15 protein-coding genes are annotated in these 15784 nt (G+C 45.7%); 3 read left to right on the forward strand and 12 right to left on the reverse strand.

What is annotated here, in order from left to right:
- Positions 1-73 precede the first annotated feature (73 nt).
- The 10 genes from AC1RR2_RS04145 to AC1RR2_RS04190 all read right to left on the reverse strand — a co-directional run bounded on the left by AC1RR2_RS04145 (position 74) and on the right by AC1RR2_RS04190 (position 9241).
- Positions 74-439, reverse strand: a complete 366-nt coding sequence (locus AC1RR2_RS04145; protein ID WP_493221036.1) for a guanyl-specific ribonuclease — start codon at positions 437-439, stop codon at positions 74-76.
- 72 nt (positions 440-511) lie between these two features.
- Positions 512-1729, reverse strand: a complete 1218-nt coding sequence (locus AC1RR2_RS04150) for a patatin-like phospholipase family protein (RefSeq protein ID WP_493221037.1) — start codon at positions 1727-1729, stop codon at positions 512-514.
- Between the two features lie 113 nt (positions 1730-1842).
- A complete protein-coding gene (locus tag AC1RR2_RS04155) occupies positions 1843-2598 on the reverse strand; it encodes a 3-hydroxyacyl-CoA dehydrogenase (RefSeq protein WP_493221038.1) in 756 nt (251 codons plus the stop codon).
- Between the two features lie 213 nt (positions 2599-2811).
- Positions 2812-4986, reverse strand: coding sequence for a sodium-translocating pyrophosphatase (locus tag AC1RR2_RS04160; protein ID WP_493221039.1), 2175 nt, complete (start codon positions 4984-4986; stop codon positions 2812-2814).
- A gap of 249 nt (positions 4987-5235) precedes the next feature.
- On the reverse strand, positions 5236-5892 hold the full coding sequence (gene adk, locus AC1RR2_RS04165) for an adenylate kinase (protein WP_493221040.1): 657 nt from the start codon (positions 5890-5892) through the stop codon (positions 5236-5238).
- A gap of 231 nt (positions 5893-6123) precedes the next feature.
- Positions 6124-6870: a 3-deoxy-manno-octulosonate cytidylyltransferase gene (gene kdsB, locus AC1RR2_RS04170; RefSeq protein ID WP_493221041.1), complete on the reverse strand. Its 747-nt coding sequence runs from the start codon at positions 6868-6870 to the stop codon at positions 6124-6126.
- Between the two features lie 17 nt (positions 6871-6887).
- Positions 6888-7061, reverse strand: coding sequence for a Trm112 family protein (locus AC1RR2_RS04175; RefSeq protein WP_493221042.1), 174 nt, complete (start codon positions 7059-7061; stop codon positions 6888-6890).
- Positions 7042-8085, reverse strand: a complete 1044-nt coding sequence (gene lpxK, locus AC1RR2_RS04180; RefSeq protein WP_493221043.1) for a tetraacyldisaccharide 4'-kinase — start codon at positions 8083-8085, stop codon at positions 7042-7044. The genes AC1RR2_RS04175 and lpxK overlap by 20 nt, the downstream gene beginning before the upstream one ends.
- Before the next feature lie 99 nt (positions 8086-8184).
- The gene (locus AC1RR2_RS04185) at positions 8185-8631 is read right to left on the reverse strand and encodes an ExbD/TolR family protein (RefSeq protein WP_493221044.1); all 447 of its coding nucleotides are present in this window, start codon (positions 8629-8631) and stop codon (positions 8185-8187) included.
- Positions 8632-8635: 4 nt separating this feature from the next.
- Positions 8636-9241, reverse strand: coding sequence for a MotA/TolQ/ExbB proton channel family protein (locus AC1RR2_RS04190; protein WP_493221045.1), 606 nt, complete (start codon positions 9239-9241; stop codon positions 8636-8638).
- A gap of 912 nt (positions 9242-10153) precedes the next feature.
- Here AC1RR2_RS04190 and xseA point away from each other — a divergent pair.
- The 3 genes from xseA (at position 10154) to AC1RR2_RS04205 (ending at position 13389) form a co-directional block, all read left to right on the forward strand.
- Positions 10154-11521, forward strand: coding sequence for an exodeoxyribonuclease VII large subunit (xseA, locus tag AC1RR2_RS04195; RefSeq protein ID WP_493221046.1), 1368 nt, complete (start codon positions 10154-10156; stop codon positions 11519-11521).
- 135 nt (positions 11522-11656) lie between these two features.
- Positions 11657-12235, forward strand: a complete 579-nt coding sequence (sodB, locus tag AC1RR2_RS04200) for a superoxide dismutase [Fe] (RefSeq protein ID WP_493221047.1) — start codon at positions 11657-11659, stop codon at positions 12233-12235.
- Positions 12236-12447: 212 nt separating this feature from the next.
- Positions 12448-13389, forward strand: a complete 942-nt coding sequence (locus AC1RR2_RS04205; protein WP_493221048.1) for a M28 family peptidase — start codon at positions 12448-12450, stop codon at positions 13387-13389.
- An 82-nt stretch (positions 13390-13471) separates the two neighbouring features.
- Here AC1RR2_RS04205 and AC1RR2_RS04210 read toward each other — a convergent pair whose 3' ends face one another.
- Both AC1RR2_RS04210 and AC1RR2_RS04215 read right to left on the reverse strand, forming a co-directional pair.
- Positions 13472-14656 carry an ABC transporter permease gene (locus tag AC1RR2_RS04210; RefSeq protein WP_493221049.1) on the reverse strand — a complete coding sequence of 395 codons (1185 nt, stop codon included), beginning with the start codon at positions 14654-14656 and terminating at the stop codon, positions 13472-13474.
- Entirely contained in the window at positions 14653-15600 is a 948-nt protein-coding gene (locus AC1RR2_RS04215) for an ABC transporter ATP-binding protein (RefSeq protein WP_493221050.1), read from the reverse strand. The genes AC1RR2_RS04210 and AC1RR2_RS04215 overlap by 4 nt, the downstream gene beginning before the upstream one ends.
- Positions 15601-15784 lie beyond the last annotated feature (184 nt).

Below are 15784 nucleotides of genomic sequence, written 5' to 3' on the forward strand. Positions count from 1 at the left end.
TGGTGGTGGAAGTAATATTTATAACAACAAACTACGATTAGATTACATTCGCCTTCTACGCAGAATACTTAGCTCATTCCTTAATTCGCTTGAAACTCGCGTAATGATCATCGGTATAGTAAAACTCGATATAGGGTCGACGTTCCCCGCCAGCAACTATGCGTCTGGCACCACGATTTCTTGCGTAGGGGGTCTTCACAGTAAATTCATGATAATAGCCACGGGCACGTTTGGGCAATTGGCGTTCATAATTACCGAACACTGAACCATCTTTTTCATACGGATAAGGCCCACCTTGCTGAATCAAACGCAAAGTCTGCTTTGCTTCTGGTGGTAAGTCACGCACATTGATCTGACCCACATCGCCGGCAAAAGCAGTGAAACAGATACTTAGATACAGCGCAACAAGTAGCAATAAATGTCGTAAATGAAATCGCATCGGAGAGACACAGTTGAAAATAAGATCAGAAAGTATAATCGCACGTCTGGCACTTGCCAGTCAAATCAGGTTTTAAGCTAAGGCTGTTTCTACCTCAGGTTCGTGATGCTTGGTGACGCTCTGTGCCTGAAAGAAGCAAATCACTTCCGCCTTCATAGCCAAAGTATCTTGAACGCCCAAAGCAATTAATTCCTGTGTATAGCTGGCCTCAAACAACAAGTACGACGCTAATGCTGAACCACGTACATCGGTGGCGCCGATACCACCTAACATGGTACGCACAGGCAATGGCAAACTTTGCGTATGACGGCTGGCGATCTCATCTAAGCGCTCAGAAGGTGCGATCACCAACAAATCCACTGGCTTCAAAGGCGTCTTTTCCAGCAAATCGGGAGGTAACATCGACAAGGTTTTGTTAATCCGGGTCAGACGTTCAATATCGACCGCCAAGCTATCCAAGAAAATACTCGACATCGCATGACCTGCAATTTGAGCCAGACTTGGATAAGTCGCCAGATCAAAATTCTGACGCGGTGGCTCAGACAAACGCCCTGCACCGACTATCAACACCTTATTCGCACCCAAATGTATCGCGGGAGAAATCGGTGCCAGTTGACGCATAGAACCGTCACCACAATATTCAAGATGACCACCCCAATTTAAGGGAATTGAAGGAAAGATAAACGGAATGGCAGATGACGCTAGTAAGTGTTGGACGCCAATGAAATCCCTTTGCGATAATCGCTGACTACGAACCCATGGCTCAATATCCTTTAGCGTCTGATAGAAAGTGAGATGGTGCCCAGTTGTATAAGAAGACGCCGTCACCGCCAAGGCTTGCAAGTCGCCCGTTTCGAACGCCTTGTCCAGGCGCTCCATATCCAGCATACGATGTAGCAGGCCCGCCAGGGGAGAATTATCAAGCAAGGAAGTCGGCGGTGACTTACGCCATTTATTTAGAAGCCAACCGAAAGACATAATCGACAACCAGCGCGCGCCGGACCGTATCACGCCCAAGGAGTCAGCCCTATACACTTGCGCTGCTTCAAAATTACTCCAAACATGCAGGATACTATCGACAGATTCTTTGAAATGATCAATACGAGAGGCGAGCGCGGTCGCATTGATGGCACCTGCAGAAGTGCCACAAATAATACCAAAGGGGTTTTTTTTAGGATCCCAGCCTTGTTCCAACAGAATATCTGAGATCGCTTTGAGAACACCAACCTGGTAAGCGGCACGGGCGCCGCCACCGGTCAATATCAAGCCTGTCGTGGCATTACTATTCATTCCTATCCAGCTCCAAAAATCAAATTTTTCTTATGCTTCTAGTGTATTCGCGTACAAGACAAATGTCTGCAAGAAAGCAATAAACTGTGATTTTTGGAGCGAAATTGCGGAACTTATTTTGGTTGCATGCGTATTGCGCCATCCAGGCGTATCGTTTCACCGTTCAACATCATGTTTTCGATGATAGCCTTTGCTAACTGCGCGTATTCATTTGGCTTACCCAAACGAGATGGGAACGGCACCATTTTACCCAGAGCATCTTGTACTTCTTGTGGCATCCCTAACAGCATTGGCGTCTCAAAAATACCTGGCGCAATCGTCATTACACGAATACCGTTACGTGACAAATCGCGTGCCATAGGCAAGGTCAAACCAACTACGGCCGCTTTAGAAGATGCATAGGCTGCCTGCCCCATTTGACCATCAAATGCAGCAACAGAGGCGGTATTGATAATGATACCGCGTTCGTCTTGGACGGCCTCAGTTTTGCTCATCGCTTCTGCTGCCAGGCGCGCCATATTGAAAGTGCCGACCAAGTTGATATTTACCACGCGTTGAAACAATTCCAAAGGATGTGCGCCTTCTTTGCCTACGGTTTTGACGGCAGGTGCAACACCGGCGCAATTGATCAAACCACGCAAAGTACCAGCAGCAGTCGCTGCAGCGACCACAGCTTGTCCATCAACTTCTTGTGTGACATCACATTTCACGAAAGTTGCATTCAACTCAGCGGCTAGTTTTTGCCCTGCTTCGACTTGCACGTCAGCGATCACGACCTTACCGCCGTTGGCTGTAATCATGCGCGCAGTAGCCTCGCCCAAACCTGATGCGCCGCCAGTGATAATGAATACATTGTTTTGAATTTGCATGCTTTCCTCTACTTTGAATTTAATTGAATAAGAATGTCGTCAAAAGCCTAAGAAATTCTGAATTCGAACTAAAAGCCATGACGTTAACGTAAACGTCAATTATCTCGCTTTTCGCGATTTGTAGAAAGTAAAAAATACGTGGGCAATAAAAAAGGCAGCGATTGCATCACAATCACTGCCCTTCATTAACAACACTTCAATACCAACGCGTATCTACTTAGATGCAGCCTCACTCGCGGATGCTGCTTTCACTTTTACAACATCCAAACCAACGGGCGCTTCCATTTGCGGCAATACATCCGCTTTATGTGAAATCACCGGTGTTGGCTGTGTTGGCGCTTTCAGCCATGGTACCAATGGGAACAAAGGCACCAATAATAAAGCCACGATATTAATAATTTTGATTAAAGGATTTACCGCAGGACCGGCTGTATCTTTGTAAGGATCACCGACGGTATCACCAGTTACCGCAGCCTTATGCGCTTCGGAACCTTTGCCGCCAAAATGACCATCTTCAATATACTTTTTGGCGTTATCCCAAGCGCCGCCACCAGTAGTCATGGAAATCGCCACGAACAAACCAGTGATAATCGTCCCCATCAACATCCCGCCTAAGGCGGCAGGGCCGAGCGTCAAACCAACTAAGATAGGTACAACCACAGGCAACAAAGAAGGCAAAATCATTTCCTTGATCGCCGATGCAGTCAGCATATCGACCGCTTTATCGTATTCTGGTTTGCCGCTGCCATCCATAATGCCTTTGATATCACGGAACTGACGACGCACTTCCACCACCACCGCACCAGCAGCGCGTCCTACCGCTTCCATCGCCATCGCGCCGAACAAATAAGGAATCAAGCCACCGATAAACAATCCAACAATAACTTGCGGATCAGATAGGTCAAACTTCACTTCAAGTCCGACAGAGCTCAAAGCATGCGTGTAATCGGCGAACAAAACCAAGGCGGCTAAGCCAGCAGAACCAATCGCATAACCTTTAGTGACCGCTTTCGTGGTGTTGCCGACGGCATCGAGCGGATCAGTGATTGCACGTACAGACTCATCCATGCCTGACATCTCTGCGATCCCACCCGCGTTATCGGTAATCGGACCGTAGGCATCGAGTGCAACAATAATACCCGCCATGGACAACATCGACGTTGCTGCTACCGCGATACCATACAATCCACCACCGAATTTATACGACACTAAAATAGCAACACACACCGCCAAAACTGGATATGCCGTGGATTTCATGGAAACGCCGAGACCCGCGATAATATTCGTTCCATGTCCCGTCGTTGACGCTTCCGCGATGTGGCGAACTGGTTTGAAATCGGTACCGGTATAGTATTCAGTGATGTAGACCATTAATCCAGTCAGAACAATACCAACCACCGCAGAGACCAACATTTGCTGACGCATTACATCGTCTTTGAATAGCATATAAGTCACTGCCACAAATCCAATCAAAGACAAACCAGCGGCCCACCACAAGCCCTTATACAAGGCCGACATAATCTTTTGACCGGGAGTATGTTTAACCAGTGAGCAACCAACAATCGAAGCTGGAATTGATACCGCGCCCAACATCAAAGGATACACAATGGCTTCTGTCACAGCAGTCGTTACCATCAAAGCACCGAGCAACATCGTCGCGATCAAAGTCACAACATAAGTCTCAAACAAATCTGCTGCCATACCTGCGCAGTCACCGACATTATCACCCACGTTGTCGGCAATCACCGCCGGATTACGTGGATCATCTTCAGGAATACCGGCTTCGACTTTACCCACCAAGTCAGCACCAACGTCCGCACCTTTGGTAAAGATACCCCCACCGAGACGGGCGAAAATAGAGATCAGAGAAGCACCGAAGGCTAAGCCAATTAAAGGCTTAATCACATCATGCTGCGACATACCACCAGCAGAGCCACTACTCAGATACATATAAAATAGCGCGACGCCGAGTAAGCCCAAACCAGCGACCAACATGCCGGTAATTGCACCGCCTTTAAATGCCACATCCAAAGCTTGATTCATACCTTTGGTGGCCGCCTGCGCTGTACGCACATTGGCGCGCACCGACACATTCATACCGATAAAGCCACAAGCGCCCGAGAGTACTGCACCAATCAGAAAACCAATCGCAGTAACCATGCCAAGTCCTGGCAAGACCGCGATCGCTATAAATAGAACCACACCGACCATGGCGATGGTTTTATATTGGCGCGCCAAATAAGCTGCCGCACCCTCTTGTATCGCCGTCGCAATTTCCTGCATACGGGCATTTCCCGCATCCTGTTTCAAAATCCAACTTCTTGTAATTAAACCGTAAAGTACCGCTAGTACTCCACACGCTACAACAATCCACAGACTTAATACCATGTTGACGCCTCCAATTTTTGTTGGTATTGATTACGCTCTGCTTTTGGCTTCACACGCATCACACCGTTTATAGAAATAAGCGAAATAGAACAACAGACATTTTTGTTTTTTAAAACTGAATCTGGTATTGGGACAAAACTGTACAGAAAATTGTTAAGGGAAACCTCCGTCTAAAAGTAAAAATAAGGTAAAGAAACGAATTAAGAAAAAATTCAAATCAAAAAAAAGCGGACACGAAGTCCGCTTTTCTTATTCTGAAAGTGCCGCGAATGCCGCGTCACGTATGGCGTCGACCGCCCCGACGCCTGCTATCTTGCGATATTTAGGCGCACCTGGTTTACCCGATTTCGCCCAATCACCATAATAGCCAACCAAGACTTCGGTTTGATTATGATAGACCGACAAACGCTTTTGCACGGTCTCTTCTTTATCATCATCACGTTGGACTAAATCTTCCCCCGTTTCATCGTCTTTACCTTCGACTTTGGGTGGATTAAATTTCACGTGATAAGTACGACCTGAACCAGGATGGACACGACGACCACTCATGCGCTCAATAATCGCGCTGTCTGGCACGTCGATTTCTAAGACGTAATCAATCGTAACACCCGCATCTTTCATGGCATCTGCTTGTGGCGTCGTTCTTGGAAAACCATCAAACAAATAACCGTTTGCGCAGTCGTCCTGTTTTAAACGTTCTTTGACCAAGCCGATGATGATGTCATCTGATACCAGTCCGCCTGCATCCATTACTTTTTTTGCTTCCACGCCCAATGGTGTACCTGCTTTTACCGCTGCACGCAGCATGTCACCAGTAGAGATTTGTGGAATACCAAATTTTTCCTTAATGTAATTGGCTTGCGTGCCCTTGCCTGCTCCGGGTGCTCCCAACAAAATAAGACGCATTTTTATTTCCTAGACGAGTTTAATATTCTGTGAGCCCTGTTCGTTTTGGCACGAACAAGGCGTTTAAATTTTTTGCTTAGTTTTTATTAAATTCTGTATTTGCTACCGATTTTTTATCTTGACTCACGCGCACAGCGCACCGTCAATTATTTTGTTCTTTACGAAATTTACCACAGATTTTTCCGCTTGAAACGCTTTCACAGAGTAACAACATGGATTTTTGTCTCAAGTTCAAAAAAATGTTCTGACGCGTTGCAAATCCTCTAGCGTATCGACACCAGCAGCCGGGCTTTGCTCTGTCACATGCACCGCAATGGAGATGCCGTTCCACAAAACTCGTAACTGCTCTAATGCTTCGATTTGTTCTAGCGGAGAAATTGGCAGCGCTGGATAGGCTTGCAAAAATTGATTTTGATATGCATACAAACCTATATGCCGTAGCGCTTGATAACCGTCGGGCATTACATTTTGATTCTGCGCGAAGGTGTCACGTGCCCATGGCATCGTTGCACGAGAAAAATATAAAGCGCGGGAAAATTTATCCAACACCACTTTCACGACATTCGGATTGAACAAATCCTGCACCTCGTGAATCGCATGCGCTGCAGTTGCCATCGGTGTTTGTGCATTCACCAAAGCCGCAGTCGCAGCTATCAAGACTGGATCAATCAAAGGTTCGTCACCTTGCACATTAACCACCACCGCATCACTCGCTAATCCCATCGCGGCAGCGACTTCAGCAATTCTATCAGTGCCTGAGGGATGGTCGCTACGCGTCATCTGCACTGCAATTCCATGTGCCTGGCATGCTGCAAAAATATCGGCATGATCAGTCGCCACCACCACCTGCGACGCTCCCGACAATAGAGCGCGCTCGGCGGTACGCACCACCATAGGTTTGCCGCCTATATCGGCCAAAGGTTTATTTGGCAAACGGGTCGATGCCAGCCTAGCGGGAATAATTGCAACGAAACTCATAGAATAAATAGACCTTATTACGAATCCGCATCGATGGTGCGCGCCTGGTCTTCCCACATAATAGGAATCCCATCACGAATTGGAAACGCTAAACGGTCGGCTTTACAAATCAATTCTTGCGCAGCTTTATCGTAGACCAAAGGTCCTTTACACAAAGGGCAAACCAAAACGTCAAGCAGACGTGCGTCCATGTTTTTTCTCCGAAGTTATCTTAAGCAACTTGAGCAACTGTGTCTGAAATTCTGCGTCGAGTTCAGCAGAAACAGGTAGAAACCAGATACGCGGATCATTATTCAATCCCGCAATTTGGCGACATTTTACTGCATCCTTCTCTGTGATAAGAATGATTTCGGCATCAAGATGCTGAAATAAATCCGCAGAAAAAGCAAAATGATCAGCCAAAGGCATGGCGACAAATTCAAGGCCATGCGCGTTTAAGGTATCGAAAAAACGTTGCGGATTACCGATTCCCGCGGCGGCCAATATTTTCTTTCCGCGCATTTCACTTAAAGACTGCTTTAATTCAGGTCGCCAAAGATTCATCAATACATCAGCGCGCAGATGCATGGACACCACCTCATCACCAATACCAGGCACAGTTTCTTTATTTGCCGAATTTAGAACTGTAAAATCGCGCCGACGTTGAGCCGACTCCCGTAAAGGGCCTGCGGGCAATAGCCAACCGTTACCGATTCCACGTTGATCAAACATCAGAATTTCCACGTCACGAGCTAACGCGTAATGCTGCAGACCGTCATCCGAAATAATCACATCGACTTGCGAGTAACGCGCTAATAATTGCTGTGCACTCTCTACCCTGTGCCGCCCCACCATCATGGGGCATGCGGTACGCTGCACGATTAATAAAGGTTCATCACCGACTTCAGTTGCCAAAGAAGCCGTCGTCACCTCAATAATATTTTCTACCTGTGCGCCATAGCCACGTGAGATGACACCCGGCGTCCAACCAGCGAGACGCAATTGCTCGACCAGCCAGATGACCATCGGTGTTTTACCGGTACCGCCGACATAAATATTACCGACCACAATGACAGGCACGGGCATTTGAGTCTGAGGACGATAACCAAGTACTAGCAAGCCAAATCGAAAATTCAGAATGAGCCCAAACAATTTGGAAAGTGGCCAGAGTAAAATCGGCAATATGCCACGCTGTGACCAGGATTTAATCAAAAATGATTCAAATGCAGCGCGCAAAAAATACTCCTAGCGTCGAGTTATTCATCCTGCATAAACGCAAAGGAGAAATCATCAGAGATTTCTCCTTTGCTTTTGCAACTTGAATTAGTTAACTTATTATTTTGAGTTAGATGTAGCCTGAGCTGCGAAAGTTACCTTCGCCAAACCAGCAATACGGGCTGCTTCCAACACGTCAATCACAGACTGATGTGTTGCTGCGCGATCAGCATTAATGATGACAACTGGATCAGACGCACCAGACTTACCACCATTCATCGCCTCCGCCGCTTTCTTCAAATCGTTCGCCAAGTTAGTCGCATCTAGGAAGCTCACTGGCTCGCTATTGATTTTATAGCGCCCCTGAGCATCGATACCGATTTCAATTTGACTTGGCTTCTCTTGTGCTTTTTCTGCATCCGCTGTCGGCAGAGTAATCTGCAATTCGGTAAACCGACTATAAGTCGTCGTCACCATCAAGAAAATCAAAATTACCAGTAAGACGTCAATAAAGGGAATCAAGTTGATTTCTGGATCTTCTTTGCCCCGTCCTTTGCGAAAATTCATACGGCTACTTTCTCGTGCTATGAACGATATCGACAAACTTCACAGCTTGCTGCTCCATCTCCACCACAAAGCTGTCAGCCAAGGCACGGAAATGACGATAGAAAATCATGGCCGGCATTGCAATCAAAAGACCAAAGCCCGTGTTATACAGAGCGACTGAAATACCATGCGCTAATTGAGCAGGATTTGCACCTGACGCATTTTGCGAACCAAAAATTTCTATCATCCCGACCACAGTACCAAACAAACCCATCAACGGCGCCAAGGAGGCAATCGTACCCAAAGTCGTCAAGAATTTTTCAAGTTCATGAGCCACCGCACTACCCGCTTCTTCTATCGATTCTTTCATCACTTCACGCGGTGCATTCACATTGCGCAAACCTGCAGCCAAGACACGACCCAAAGGTGAATTAGTAGCAAGTTGATCGATAACTTCTTGCTTGACTTTGCCACTTTGATACACCCGAATTACTTCTTCCAACAGAGTTTTAGGCAAAATACGCTGCCTTCTCAACGATAAAGTTCGCTCAATAATCAAAGCCAAAGCGACAATCGATGCCACCAGTAAGAAATAAATCGGCCAGCCAGCCGCCTGAATAATCGCAAACAAATGAAACTCCTTGCCAGAAAAATCTAAATAAGTCGTAGAAACTGCGACTAGCTACCAACAGCCATGAATAAAAGCTCAGCCCGCAATGTATCGTGTTGTCCGACTGTGGGCAAGTAGCAGCCAATGAATATTTTTTCTTGGGTCAACAACGATGTCCGTATCAGACAAAAAAATAGACAAATACACACAATCCACAGTTCTGCACAGATTCTGTGTGCAAGATTGTGGATATCCTTGGGGCTAAATTCTAAGCCATTGATTTTAAACAAATTAGCAATACCGCCTCAAATTTGAGCACAGCGCTTAAAATCAAAACTAAGTCACTTATCCACCGCTCAAAAGTTTTACACACAAACTGTGGAGAACTATGTGCACAAACTATGGGCATAGTTTTAAACTATTGATTTTAAAGAATAAAAATCACCTGCAAGAAAATTGAGCAAAGCTTCATCGAAAGCAATTAATGAATATTAATGCTAGATTAAAGCTACAAACTAAGCATTTTGTGGAAAACTTTGCTTAGTTTTGCACACAAATTGTGGATATCTTTGTGAACAATCATAGGACACAATCCTAAGTAAATGATTTTATTAGGTTTTGTAGTCCTGCTACAAAATGTGGCAGCGTGTACTTTAATTTCCGCTAGGCATTATTTGTATTTTCGCTATAATTTCCTGTGGATAACTTTGTGCATAAGCACAAAATATTTTCTTATTTAGCGGGAAATAATCATGGATTTTTAAGGGAATTTCACCAGCTTGGATACTTAAGATCGCAACTTAAAGCAAATAAACCATTAAAAATCATATGCTTACAAAAGTATTCTCTATTACTTTTGACATTCAGCATCGCGCATGACATGCTTGCGCCTCTTTTCCATTACTTGTGGACAGTTTTACTTGCAGACGACTCATGGCATCAGATCTATTCACACAAATCCCAATAAAAACAGACACTATCCTGACAGTTTCTGCGCTGAACCAAGCCGTTGCTCAATTACTGGAACGAAGTTTCCCATTGACGTGGATATCCGGTGAAATATCTAATTTTACCCGCGCCAGTTCTGGGCATTGGTACTTCACACTCAAAGATAGTGCGGCTCAGGTTAGAGCCGTGATGTTTCGCGGCCGTGCACAATATGCGGGTTTTATTCCGCGTGAGGGCGACAAAGTCGAAGTGCGTGCGCTAGTTGGTTTGTACGCACCTCGGGGCGATTATCAAATTAATGTAGAAGCAATACGACGTGCCGGGGTGGGCAATTTATACGAGGCTTTTTTACAACTAAAAGCCCGTCTGACGGCAGAAGGATTATTTGCACCAGAACGCAAACGCGCTATTCCTGACTTTGTCAAAACAATAGGCATCGTCACCAGTCCTAAAGCCGCCGCGCTACGCGACGTGCTGACCAGCTTGCAGCGTAGAGCGCCCCACGTCGGTGTCATTATTTATCCTTGCCCGGTGCAAGGTGATGGCGCCGGCAATAAAATCGCGGCGGCCATTGCGCAAGCAGAAGCCGATGGGGTGTGCGAACTACTCATAGTCTGTCGTGGCGGTGGCAGCATAGAAGACTTGTGGTCATTTAATGAAGAAGTCGTCGCACGCACCATAGCCCACTGCGAGATACCAATTATCAGTGGCGTCGGACATGAAACCGATTTTACGATCAGTGATTTTGTCGCAGATTTGCGTGCACCCACACCTACTGCTGCGGCAGAAATGGCGACCACTGCCACCAGTGACTGGATTGCTGCCGTCGCACATTGGCAAAATCTGATGCAAAGGCAGATGCGCCGCCAACTTGATACCCAGTCGCAAAATCTGGACTGGCTTAGCCACCGCTTGCAAAGTCCTACTGCCGCTTTGTCCAGCAAACGCCTGTACATCATGCACTGCGCACAGCGCCTGCGTTTTGCTGTCTACAAGCCAGTACAGTCAGCCCAAACGCGTTTGATGCAATATCAGGGGAAATTACAACAAAATAAACCAAAACCCCAGCCTGGCATCGAAAAGCTCAATAATCTGCAGCAGCAAATGAGCAGCAATATGCGCCATCATGTGCGCCAGCAAAGAGTCAGCTTGGATAACCTGCAAGCCAAACTAGAAATGCTAAACCCGCAACGCACATTGGAACGCGGCTATGCGATTTTGCAACAACCAGATGGCACATTGATCCGTAGTGGCAAGCAGCTGATGTCTGGAGACACATTGCATTTACGTACCGCACTTGATATCTCCGAGCTAGAGATTTCACAAGTGAAAGCAGTCAAACCCGCACATTAGCTCTGCAAGCATTCAGACAAAAGCTTACAATGGCGGCTTTGATTCACCCAGCCCTGTACTTATTGGCTCAAGCGGTTGGGATCGAAAGCCCTATTTTTGACGTACTCTTTTCAATTAAACTCAATAGGATCTGCCATGGAACATACATTGCCAGCATTGCCTTACGCCATAGACGCATTGGCACCCCATATTTCTCAAGAAACTTTGGAATACCACTATGGTAAGCATCATCAAACTTATGTCACTAACTTGAATAATCTGATCAAGGGCACTGAGTTCGAAAACTCTACTTTAGAAGAAATCGTTAAAAAGTCTTCCGCTGGCATCTTCAACAACGCAGCGCAAATCTGGAATCACACTTTCTACTGGAATGGCTTAAAACCAAATGGCGGCGGCGCACCCACTGGCGCGCTGGCTGAGGCGATCAATGCAAAATGGGGGTCTTTCGATGCATTCAAAGAAGCCTTCACAAAATCATGCGTAGGCAATTTCGGTTCTAGCTGGACTTGGTTAGTAAAGAAAGCTGACGGCACTTTAGATATCGTGAATACCTCAAATGCTGCAACACCATTGACCACAACTGATACGCCATTGGTCACATGCGATTTGTGGGAACATGCTTACTACATCGACTACCGCAATGCACGTCCAAAATATTTGGAAGCATTCTGGGCCTTGGTTAACTGGGACTTCGCTGCAGCGAACTTGGCTTAAATCTAGCTTACTTAGCTGGTAAGACGCCAAGCCCATTTGCGACAAAGAAAGCCTGCGATAGCATCGCAGGCTTTTTTCTTCTTTAAAGTGATTTCCTTGTCGCATTCCACACTTATTGCAATCACTGACCATTGAACTAAGCTTGAACTAATCGTTGAACTAATTCCGATCGCAACACACTAAGCATCATCTTTCTCTTTCGTTAACTCATTATGTCTACTCATCAAAAAATCCGTTTAGCCCTTAGTTTTTGCGGCTTGTTCATCAGCACGACCTGCCTCGGGCAAGTCCAGGTTTCACAAGCCATGCAAGATCTACAAACGCTCGCCAGCGAAAAAATGCAAGGACGCGAAATTGGCAGCGCGGGTAGCGCATTAGCGCGCGACTATCTACTCAAACGTATTGCTGAATTAGGCCTCAAGCCATGTGGTGCAAGCTTTGTACAGGATTTTCCGGTCAATAAATTAAGTCAAGCGACACAAGGCAAAAATATTTTAGCTTGCCAATTTGCGGATGAAAAAATAGGCGAAAAATCCAAGGAAAATAATACTAAGAAATTTCTTGTTATCTCAGCGCACTACGATCACCTCGGCATCAATAACGGCAAAACTTATTTTGGTGCCGATGATAATGCTTCAGGAGTCGCAGGTGTGTTGGCAGTAGCACAAAGTTTAAAAGGGAAAACAAGCAAACACCACATGGTATATGCTTTTTTTGATGGCGAAGAACGAGGTCTATTAGGAGCTCACGCATTTGTAAAACAAGCGTGGATCGCACCCAAAGACATCGCGGCGAATATCAATTTCGATATGATTGCCCGCGGCGATAAGAACGAGTTATTTGTCAGCGGCACTTATCAAAATCCAAGCTTAAAACCAATACTGCAGGAACTCAACGGCACGCAAGGAATTAAGCTTTTGTTTGATCACGACAGACCAGAACAAGGTAGCAACGACTGGACTTCACAATCCGATCACTATGCTTTTTACAAAGCGGGCATTCCGCATTTATATTTCGGCGTGGAAGATCACGCGGATTATCACAAGCCAGGTGATAGCGTGGAAAAAGTGAACTCCAAATTCTTCGACGGTGCGATAGAGATCGTGCAAAAAGCCGTGCAACTCATAGATCAAAAATTTACTCGCCAAGATTAAGCAGGGAAAAAAACGGCATCATGAACCAGGATGCCGTTTTTCATATGAGGCTTACGACGAAAAACCCGACTTCTAACCTGACTTAGTGGTGTTTAACGGGAAACAAGAATGTCTCCGCCAATTGCTTCCAGCTCGGCTCTTTCCCATACATACGTATCCCCATCGTAAAGACGCGAGTCGCTGCAGATTTAAACCACCACAAACATGCCAACAACAAAGTCAGTGACATGAACCACTGCCACATCGGCACTTCAGCATGTGCCATGCGCAGTGGCATCGCGGCAAACGAAGTCAGTGGAAAGATACTTAATACTTGCATCATCATGCCCTCTGCATTGTCAATGCCGCTGTAGGCCAGCCCCACCGGAATCGCTGGCAGAAACATCATGATGCTACGACTTGAATGATTAGGATCATCTATCGTCGCTGCAAACGCGGCCATAAAACTGTTCACCAACAACATTCCCAAGACGACAAACAAAATGGCAGTGAACAGTTCAAAAGCGCCTATAGGAAGCGACACATCCGGCTTATCCGAAATTACCGCCACACCCTGAATGAACAAGAAAAACAGCAAGCCATAACTGAACATAGTCTTAAAACAGAACAGAGAAATGCCCAAAATTTTTCCCTCTATCCATTGTGCTGGCGTGATTAGGGTTAACAACTGTTCGGTCACACGATTTTGTTTTTCGCTTGTGATGCCAGTAAACAAATAACCAAAGCCTGAGAAAATTCCTATCGTCAGCAGAAATAATAAAGCACCGCTCACAAGCACTCGTCCTTTTTCGTTTTTATCGTCTTTTTCTGGCTTGAGCATGACGGTTTTAATTTCTGGTAACTCTGTAATTTGCTTACGTTGCAGATCAGTCAAAGGCAAAGAATCGATCTGACGCTCTTGCTGCCAATTTTGCAGATTGGTTTTTAACTTTGCCTGCCAACTGGCTTTTTCTTTGACGGTCAATTGCAAACGTTCTTGCTCACGCTCTCCCGCAATTTCAATCACTGCATGCCAGGTCTCTCCAACATTTTTAAGCACCTCAGCTTTAGTCGATGGACTCACCGCACTGAACTGAAAACCATCCAATTTGGGTAAAGCAAAATCACCTACCACGGCAACTTGATAGTCTTTATCCAATGCCGACTTCAAGTGAGGCCACAACATAGAAAAACCTATACCCGCGAACATCAAAACAACGGAGATAATTTCCTGCTTCCATTTGAAATAGCGTTTAAATTCAAACAGCGCAATATTCCAGACATTCATGCTATTTCTCCCAATGATATGTTGTTTGCATTGTGTTTTTGAACTGCCGTCAAATACAAATCATGCAAGCTGGGTTGTATGCGGCTGAAATCTTTAACTTCAGCTAACTGCATGACTTGTTGCAGCAATTGATTAACACTGGCGTCTTCACGCAATTGCAACAAGTAAGCTTGGTCTTCTTGTTGTTCTGCGGTTTCAATCGAGGAACAAAGTCGTAATGCATCCAATGAAACCGGATTGGCAAAACGCAGTTGATAAAATTTTTCTGGGCTCAGTTGCTCTATCACTTGCGCCAGGCTACCCGATGCGACTTGTTGACCTTTATTGAGTAGTAACATGGAGTCGGCCAGCCGCTCCACCAATGCCATCTGATGCGCGCTCAATACGATGGTGGTACCAAGTTGCTTCATCTCATTCAAAATCGTCAGCACATGTTCCTGATTGATAGGATCAAGACCGGAAAACGGCTCATCCAAAATCAAGAGCTTAGGTTGATGTATCAGGCAACTGATCAATTGCACTTTTTGTTGATTACCTTTAGACAGCTTACTCAAATTGTCTTTTGCTTTTTCATGCAAATCCAAACGAGGTAACCAATACGCCAATTGCTCGGCAATTTTTGTTTTTGTCAAACCACGCAATTTGCCGATATAGCTTAGATTGTCAGTGACACTTTTGTCCGGGTACAAACCACGATCTTCCGGTAAATAGGCAAAACTGGTTTCAGGAATTTTCGGCAATCTATTGCCATCTTCAAACACCCGTATCTCGCCTACATCGGCATGCGTCAAACCGACCAACATGCGAATTAACGAGGACTTACCGGCGCCATTCGGTCCTAGCAACGCAAATATCTGTCCTGGGGCGACGGTAAAACTCAAACCCTGCACAGCCTTCACCGTGCTATAAGTTTTTTCAACCCGACTCACTTCTATACTGATCATAAATTACTCCAAGCAATGTTAAGGGCTCTCATCAGAATTCACTTTCGTCGTTCAATCACATTCAAACGAATTGATGTTGGTTTGAACTATAGGGAAACAAAAAAGAATTACACAGTGAGAGATGACCAAAGACGAAACTCGTGTCATCAGACACGAGTTATAGGCATAAAAAGAGCTGTAGAAA

Source organism: Undibacterium sp. GW821-FHT11H02, from assembly GCF_058808015.1.